Annotated in this window: 6 protein-coding genes; all 6 read right to left on the bottom strand. The window is 34.0% G+C overall.

The window, feature by feature from the left end; genetic code table 11:
• Positions 1–13: 13 nt before the first annotated feature.
• A complete protein-coding gene (locus BM077_RS01535; RefSeq protein ID WP_089747426.1) occupies positions 14–1,102 on the bottom strand; it encodes a DUF3866 family protein in 1,089 nt (362 codons plus the stop codon).
• A gap of 70 nt (positions 1,103–1,172) precedes the next feature.
• Positions 1,173–2,291 carry a M20/M25/M40 family metallo-hydrolase gene (locus BM077_RS01540; RefSeq protein WP_089747427.1) on the bottom strand — a complete coding sequence of 373 codons (1,119 nt, stop codon included), beginning with the start codon at positions 2,289–2,291 and terminating at the stop codon, positions 1,173–1,175.
• Between the two features lie 217 nt (positions 2,292–2,508).
• Positions 2,509–3,165, bottom strand: a complete 657-nt coding sequence (locus BM077_RS01545) for a 4Fe-4S dicluster domain-containing protein (RefSeq protein ID WP_089747428.1) — start codon at positions 3,163–3,165, stop codon at positions 2,509–2,511.
• Between the two features lie 179 nt (positions 3,166–3,344).
• Positions 3,345–4,460, bottom strand: a complete 1,116-nt coding sequence (locus BM077_RS01550; RefSeq protein ID WP_089747432.1) for a M20/M25/M40 family metallo-hydrolase — start codon at positions 4,458–4,460, stop codon at positions 3,345–3,347.
• Positions 4,461–4,554: 94 nt separating this feature from the next.
• Complete coding sequence (locus BM077_RS01555; protein ID WP_089747434.1) at positions 4,555–5,868, bottom strand: ATP-binding protein; 1,314 nt, start codon at positions 5,866–5,868, stop codon at positions 4,555–4,557.
• Positions 5,869–6,320: 452 nt separating this feature from the next.
• Positions 6,321–6,687, bottom strand: a 367-nt coding sequence (locus BM077_RS01560; RefSeq protein WP_090095104.1) for a 2-oxoacid:acceptor oxidoreductase family protein, incomplete at its 5' end; no start/stop codon positions are given.

Raw genomic sequence — 6,687 nt, forward strand, 5'->3', positions numbered from 1 at the left:
TGCCTCCTTCAATTTAAGACTCCACCTTCATCATCTCTAAAGCTAATATCCCTGCTATTCCAGCTGTCATAAAGAATTCAGGATCTTCTTTTTCATCTCTTCCCATAGTACTCACTTTAATATCATATTGATCTATAATTTTTAATATATCTCTCCCGTTTCTATACTTGATATTATGCTTAGTGGCAAGATTAAATTCATTCAGTTGAGCTTTTAATCTCTCTCCTTTAATCCCAGATAGTTTAGGCAGGCCAACTATTGCCTCTTTTAAAGCTACTTTATGTAATGTAGTTAGTGAATGATGGCTAAGCCCCAAATGCCTAGACCTTAAATCACTAAAACTAACCCTTGGAATTGCTATCGGAGACCCAGCTAGAACTCTTACTGCATTGATAATCTCTCCCTGTTCTAACCCAGTAAAACCATACTTAGTACCTGTCCCAACAATCCCTGGTCCCATAGCCACTATAGTAACATCTGCTTTTGCTACCTCTTTAGCAGCAATTAACCCCGAATAAATATTAACTGCCTCTAAATCACCACCAAAAGCATGACCAATAGTAATGGTAGTAGTTAATAATCCTCTATCTTTTAATTTAGCTATAGTATTACTCAACTTTAAAGGTAAAGCTGCTCCATCGGTCATAATATAAGCTACCTTCAATGACTTCTTACTTAACTCATTTAATACCATTGCCACTGGAGCTACCATACTATGCAGAGAACCAATAATTACTGGATGCTTACCTAGTGTATCAAAGTCTTTAATCGCTTCATGATATTGGCTGTCTTCTTCCTCAACACTGAGGCACCTTACTTGTAGTGGCGAATACCTCATCTTCATAATATGCCCAGAACCTTTTAAATCTCTTGGTTCATTCCCAACAATATGAATCACAAAATCATAACCACCAGTTCCTAAATCTAACTCTATAGCGGTAGTATTAAGAATCACTTCATCATTTAGATTAACTTCTCCTGTTAAGTCATCATAATTTATAACCGACCGAACTTCCCCAGCTTCTAATTCTACTTCTAATTCAGTCAGCCCTGACCTTTCTTTAATAATATTTGTAACTATTCCTTTTTTAATCGCTATCAAAGCGATTACCCCCAATTTAGTTATTAATAATTATTCATGGCCTATTTTAATTTTTCCTGCTTATCAAACTTTATTTTCTAACATTACTGACAATCGCAAGGACTAACCGAGCACAATTAACTAAATCTTCTATGGCAACCTTTTCTTCAGTAGTATGGTCATTCTTAACCCCTACTCCTAAATTAACCGTAGGAATCCCTTTATCATTAAAGATATTAGCATCACTTCCCCCACCTCTAGGTCGTAATTTAGGAGTTAATCCAATCTCCTTTACTGCTTGCATTGCCATCTTAACTACTTCATCTTCCTCCGTTAAATTGAAACCTGAATAGGCCTTTTTAAACTCAACATTAACCTCTGCTTGCCACTCTTCTTCTTTTTGTTGACAGACACCTTTAATCTCATTAACTAATTCTGTTAATTTATCTTCATCTATACTCCTAGCCTCACCTTTAATAGTTAATCTATCAGCTACAATATTAGTAGCCTCTCCTCCTTCGATAACTCCTATATTAGCGGTTGTTTCCTCATCTATGCGTCCTAATCTCAATTCCGTTATTATATCACACCCTACTTCTATAGCACTAATTCCTTTCTCAGGCTCTACTCCTGCATGAGCAGCTCTTCCTTTAATCTCTATATCAAAATCTTGTTCTGCCGGTGCACTAACAATAATCTTATCTATAGGCCCTCCACTATCTAAAACAAAACCAACCTCTGCCTCTAATTCTTCTCTATCTAAATACATAGAACCAAAAAGCCCAATCTCTTCTCCAGAAGTAAATATAATTTCTATATTACCGTGATTAATTTCAGACTTCTGTAACACCTTTAATGTCTCTAAAACTGCTGTAATTCCTGCTTTATCATCTCCACCCAAAATCGTTGTACCATCAGTCTTAATTATTCCCTCTTCAACTACGGGTTTAATCCCTTCTGCTGACCTAACAATATCCATATGGGCAGCTAAAAAGATAGTAGGCAAACTATCATCACCAGGATATCTACCAATTAAGTTACCAGTATTTCCGTCAAATTTATCTCCTGCATTATCCTCTTCTACCGTAACACTTAAAGTTCCTAACTTACGCTTCAAATAATCAGCTAGTTCTCTTTCATTTCGGGAAGGACTATTGATCTTGACTAATTCTAAAAATTGCTCAACGATTCGTTCTTGATTAACTTCCATAAACTTTGCCTCCTAAATTATACTCAATTTCAAGCAAGCAAAGTTAGTATTTGTTAATCGCCGTCTAATCATTCACTAGAAGAAAAAAGTGCAACTATTAAGCAGCTGCACCTTGGAATATAGGATATAAGATTTTAAATAAGACTCTTGCATAGTTAATTACTGATACCTAAAAATTATCTGTTAATTATGCTTGCAATCTAATTATGAAATTCACTTAAATATCTAATTCTTGTCTAACTTTTACTTCACCTAAGCGATTAAGTACTACGGCTAATTTTTCTCTACCTTTCCGTTCTTCTTGATAAAATTTAATTAGTCGTACAAACTTATCAATAACTTCTTCAGCACCCATTAAGTCAACTAATTTAGTAGCAAACTGCGGATGTCTTCCTAGCTTACCACCGATTCCAAATGACCATCCTTCTTTTACTTTCTCAATAGCATCTACTGGACAAGCTTTAATACAATCTCCACAATCAAGACATTTTTCGTAATCAACCACTGCAATTTCGTCCTGAAGTTCAATTGCCTCCTCTTTACAAGCTTCAATACACTTTTGACATCCGATACATTCTTCATCTACAACTTCTGGCCTCACCCTAGCCAATAATGATAAATCCATAATTTGTGGTCGCGAACAGCCATTAGGACATCCGGCAATCCCTACTTTAAATTTAAAGTGTGGTAATATTGGCCCTTTATATCCACTCTTTAATTCCTTCTCTAATCCTTCCTCCTCCACAATCTCTTTTAATTTCAAAAGTAATTCCTCAGCATTAAGAATAACATTAGGACAATTACGTTTAACACCCGAACAAGCTTTAAATTCAAAGATTGAATCTAAACCTTTTCTTCTATCTTTCTTACTCATTATTACAACTCCTTTGATAAATACTTAGTTAAAATACATATCAAATTATATCGTAATAATTCCAACAATTATATGACTTATTTCACAAAGCCCAATTTAATTTAAAAAGTTTATAATAAATTGTCACTTGTAATCAATTACAGTACCAATTGGCTACCTAACAATTCTAGTTTATTAATTTAACCTAAACTTTTTATTATCGCTAAAGTATAATCGATACTCTTCATCAAATCAGCTATCTTAATATGTTCATCAGTAGTGTGAACATCGGTCATGCCGATCCCAAGATTAATAGTTGGAATCCCTTTGCCATTTAAAATATTAGCATCACTACCACCGCCAGTTGCTATTAAATTAGGTTCAACACCTATTCTTTCTGCTGCTTTAATAGCTGACTTCAGTATCGGTAAATTTTCATCTAATTTAAACGCTGCAAATAATCGCTCAGTTTCAACTTCTACCTCAGCATTAAATTGTTTTGCTGATTTTTTAAGGATTTCTACCATATGCTTAGTCTGTGCATCTAGCTTTGCTTCATCTCTACTTCGGGCTTCGCCTTCTAATTCCACCCTATCTGGTACAATATTGGTGGCTTTTCCACCTTTAATTACTCCTATATTAGCTGTTGTTTCTTCATCAATCCGTCCTAAATCCATATTAGAAAGAGCTATACTAGCTACTTTTATCGCATTAACTCCTTTATCCGGCTCTATTCCAGCATGAGCAGATTTACCTTTAATCACTACATGAATCTTATCTTGAGCTGGAGCCTCAGTAACAACAGTCCCTATCTCTCCTCCAGCATCATATATAATCCCAAAATCAGCCTTTAATAACTCGATATCTAAGTATTTAGCACCTAATAACCCTGCTTCTTCACAAATAGTAAAGACTACCTCTATATCGCCATATTCTCTTTCACTCTCGATTAAATTCTCTAAAACAGTTAAAATTGTAGTAATACCTGCTTTATCGTCAGCCCCTAAAATAGTCTCACCTTGACTATAAATGATATCTTCTTTGATGGTCGGTTCTATCCCTTGCCCTGGTTTAACAGTATCCATATGTGCTGATAATAATAGTGTTGGTAAATCAGAACTGGTTCCTTCTAGTTTAGCAATTATATTCCCAGTATCACTCTCAACCTTATTACCCGCATTATCTTCTCTTACTTCTAAACCTAAGTTTTTTAACTTCTTTTTAAGTCTATCAGCTATTGCTCTTTCATTCTTTGATTCACTATCTATTCTTACTAGCTCAGTGAATAAGTCTACAACATTCTTAGGTGTAATCATTGCTAATCTCTCCTTCTTCAGTCCAATATTTTAAATAAGTTATATTTACTATATGATATAACTTCAAGAATGTTATTGGTTATCCTGCTTATTATTAATGTAATTTTCGTTCTGAATTATCACTATCTTCTTTTACAGTAGGAAGTTCAATATAAAATGTAGTACCTACTCCTGCCTTAGTTTCAAACCAGATCTCTCCTTGATGAACCTCAACAATAGTCTGATAAACCATATAAAGTCCAAGTCCAGTACCTTCTTCACCTTGCTTAACAAAAGGTTGAAAGATATTATCTTCAATTTCCGGTGGTATCCCTGGGCCGGTATCACTTATCTCTATGCGTAATTTATCTTCTATTTGAGAAGTTTGAATCATAATTTCACCCTCATCATCCATAGCATTAATAGCATTTATTAATAAGTTATGTATCGCTCTTTTAAAGATCTTTCTGCGCAGCATTAACATTACTTGATTTCGATTAAAAAACTCAAAATTAATCCCTCTTGCTTTACATAAAGGTTTTATCTCCTTAATAATTTCTTGCATGGCCTGTTCTATTGAAATTAAAGTGTATTTTTCAGGTTTATGAATAGCTAAAATATTATTAAGCATATTAGATAGAATATCTATCTGTTTAATTATCCTTTTAAAATATCTGTTCTGTTCTTCTGATTTTGTCTTCATAGAACCTAATTTAGTTAAAGATTGGATGATTGTCAGTGGATTGCGGAGGTCATGAATATTTGTAGCAACAATCTTTTCCATCGATTCTATTCTTTCTTGTAAAGAAAGCTCATTCTCTATAGCATTAACAGCGGTTAAGGCCATAGTTATTCTTCGTGGATGAGTATATTTAACTGGAACCGAAACATCTAAAGCTCCTACCACCTTGCCATTTTGATTCTTAATTGGAACCCCAAGACAGGCTACATTATGATAGGCAGTAGCATAGTGTTCGTTCCCATAAACAAGTATCGGTCTTTCTTCTACAAGAGCAGTCCCGATGCCATTGTTCCCTAAATATTCTTCAGCCCAACTAGCCCCAATATCAAACCCATTCAAACGTCCCCCAAATTCTTCTTTAGTCCCTAAAATTTCTAAAATCCATCCTTCACTATCTGACAGTGCTACTACATGTGGTTTACCCTGTAATGATGAACTAACCTGCTCCATATAAGATATTGCAATCTCAATTAATTTCTTATTTTCTTTTAACTTAGATGCTAGTTCGTCTTCTGATAAAAAATTAAACTCTAAATTATCCGGATTAATATTTAAACCTTCACACCGTTTCCATGACTTAAGGTTAATATTTCTTTCCTGATGAATAATATCAACAAACTTTTCCCATTTAGCAACAAATTGATTAATCTGTTCCATCGATTTACTTTCTTGATATAGCATACTCATTATACATGTAGTCCCCCTTTTTGTATTATCCCCTCTATATTTGTATTTGGTATTTAAATACAAAATTGTAACTACATTACTAAATATTCGTGTTATCTTCTTTTATACCTGCAGTTGTGTTAATAATAATTTATATTAAGTATTAATGTCCCAGATTTATGATAAATTTTAATAGAAAATGTCCTTATTTTAAATAAACATGAGCCTCCAATTATTAGTTGAAGACTCATATAATTAATCTATACTTATGGTTTAACCACAAAAAGGTCATCTTTCGCGATAGAATAAATTTTTCGACCCATCTAAGGTTCATATCCGGTAAAAATTTACAAACTTAAACTGTTCTTGTACGTTTTGTTTCAATACGGAGTGCTTGTAGCGAAATTTGCTCAATATAACCTTCTTGTGTTCTAATCATACTTATTTATTCAGCAAAACTTTTTACTAAACTTTTACTCTACTACTTCCTTACCTCTCTTTAATGCCTTCTCATTAAGAGGTAACAAGTTATGTCTATGTTCTGGTAGTACATCTGCTAAAGCATCCATTACTGAGTCAAAGTCTACTACCTCAGTCTTAGCTATGAACGCACCTAACATTACCATATTGGCTACTTTACTATTGCCTAGTTCGTTTGCTATCTCATTGGCTGGTACCTTTACTACTTCTACATCTTCTCGCTCAGCTTCTTTATCTATCAATGAACTATTGATAAATAGATGACCACCTTCTTTTATATCTGATTCGAACTTATCTAATGATGGTCGATTCATTACTATTGCTGTCGTTGGATTCGGTACTACTGGCGAAGCTATTAGC

It is taken from the genome of Candidatus Frackibacter sp. WG13, from assembly GCF_900114655.1.
Taxonomy (GTDB): Bacteria; Bacillota; Halanaerobiia; order Halobacteroidales; family Acetohalobiaceae; genus Frackibacter.

Excerpts from the sequence above, each read along its gene's own strand:
- BM077_RS01540 (WP_089747427.1), bottom strand. The coding sequence starts at position 2,291 with ATGGAAGTTAATCAAGAACGAATCGTTGAGCAATTTTTAGAATTAGTC.
- BM077_RS01545 (WP_089747428.1), bottom strand. The coding sequence starts at position 3,165 with ATGAGTAAGAAAGATAGAAGAAAAGGTTTAGATTCAATCTTTGAATTT.
- BM077_RS01550 (WP_089747432.1), bottom strand. The coding sequence starts at position 4,460 with ATGATTACACCTAAGAATGTTGTAGACTTATTCACTGAGCTAGTAAGA.
- BM077_RS01555 (WP_089747434.1), bottom strand. The coding sequence starts at position 5,868 with ATGAGTATGCTATATCAAGAAAGTAAATCGATGGAACAGATTAATCAA.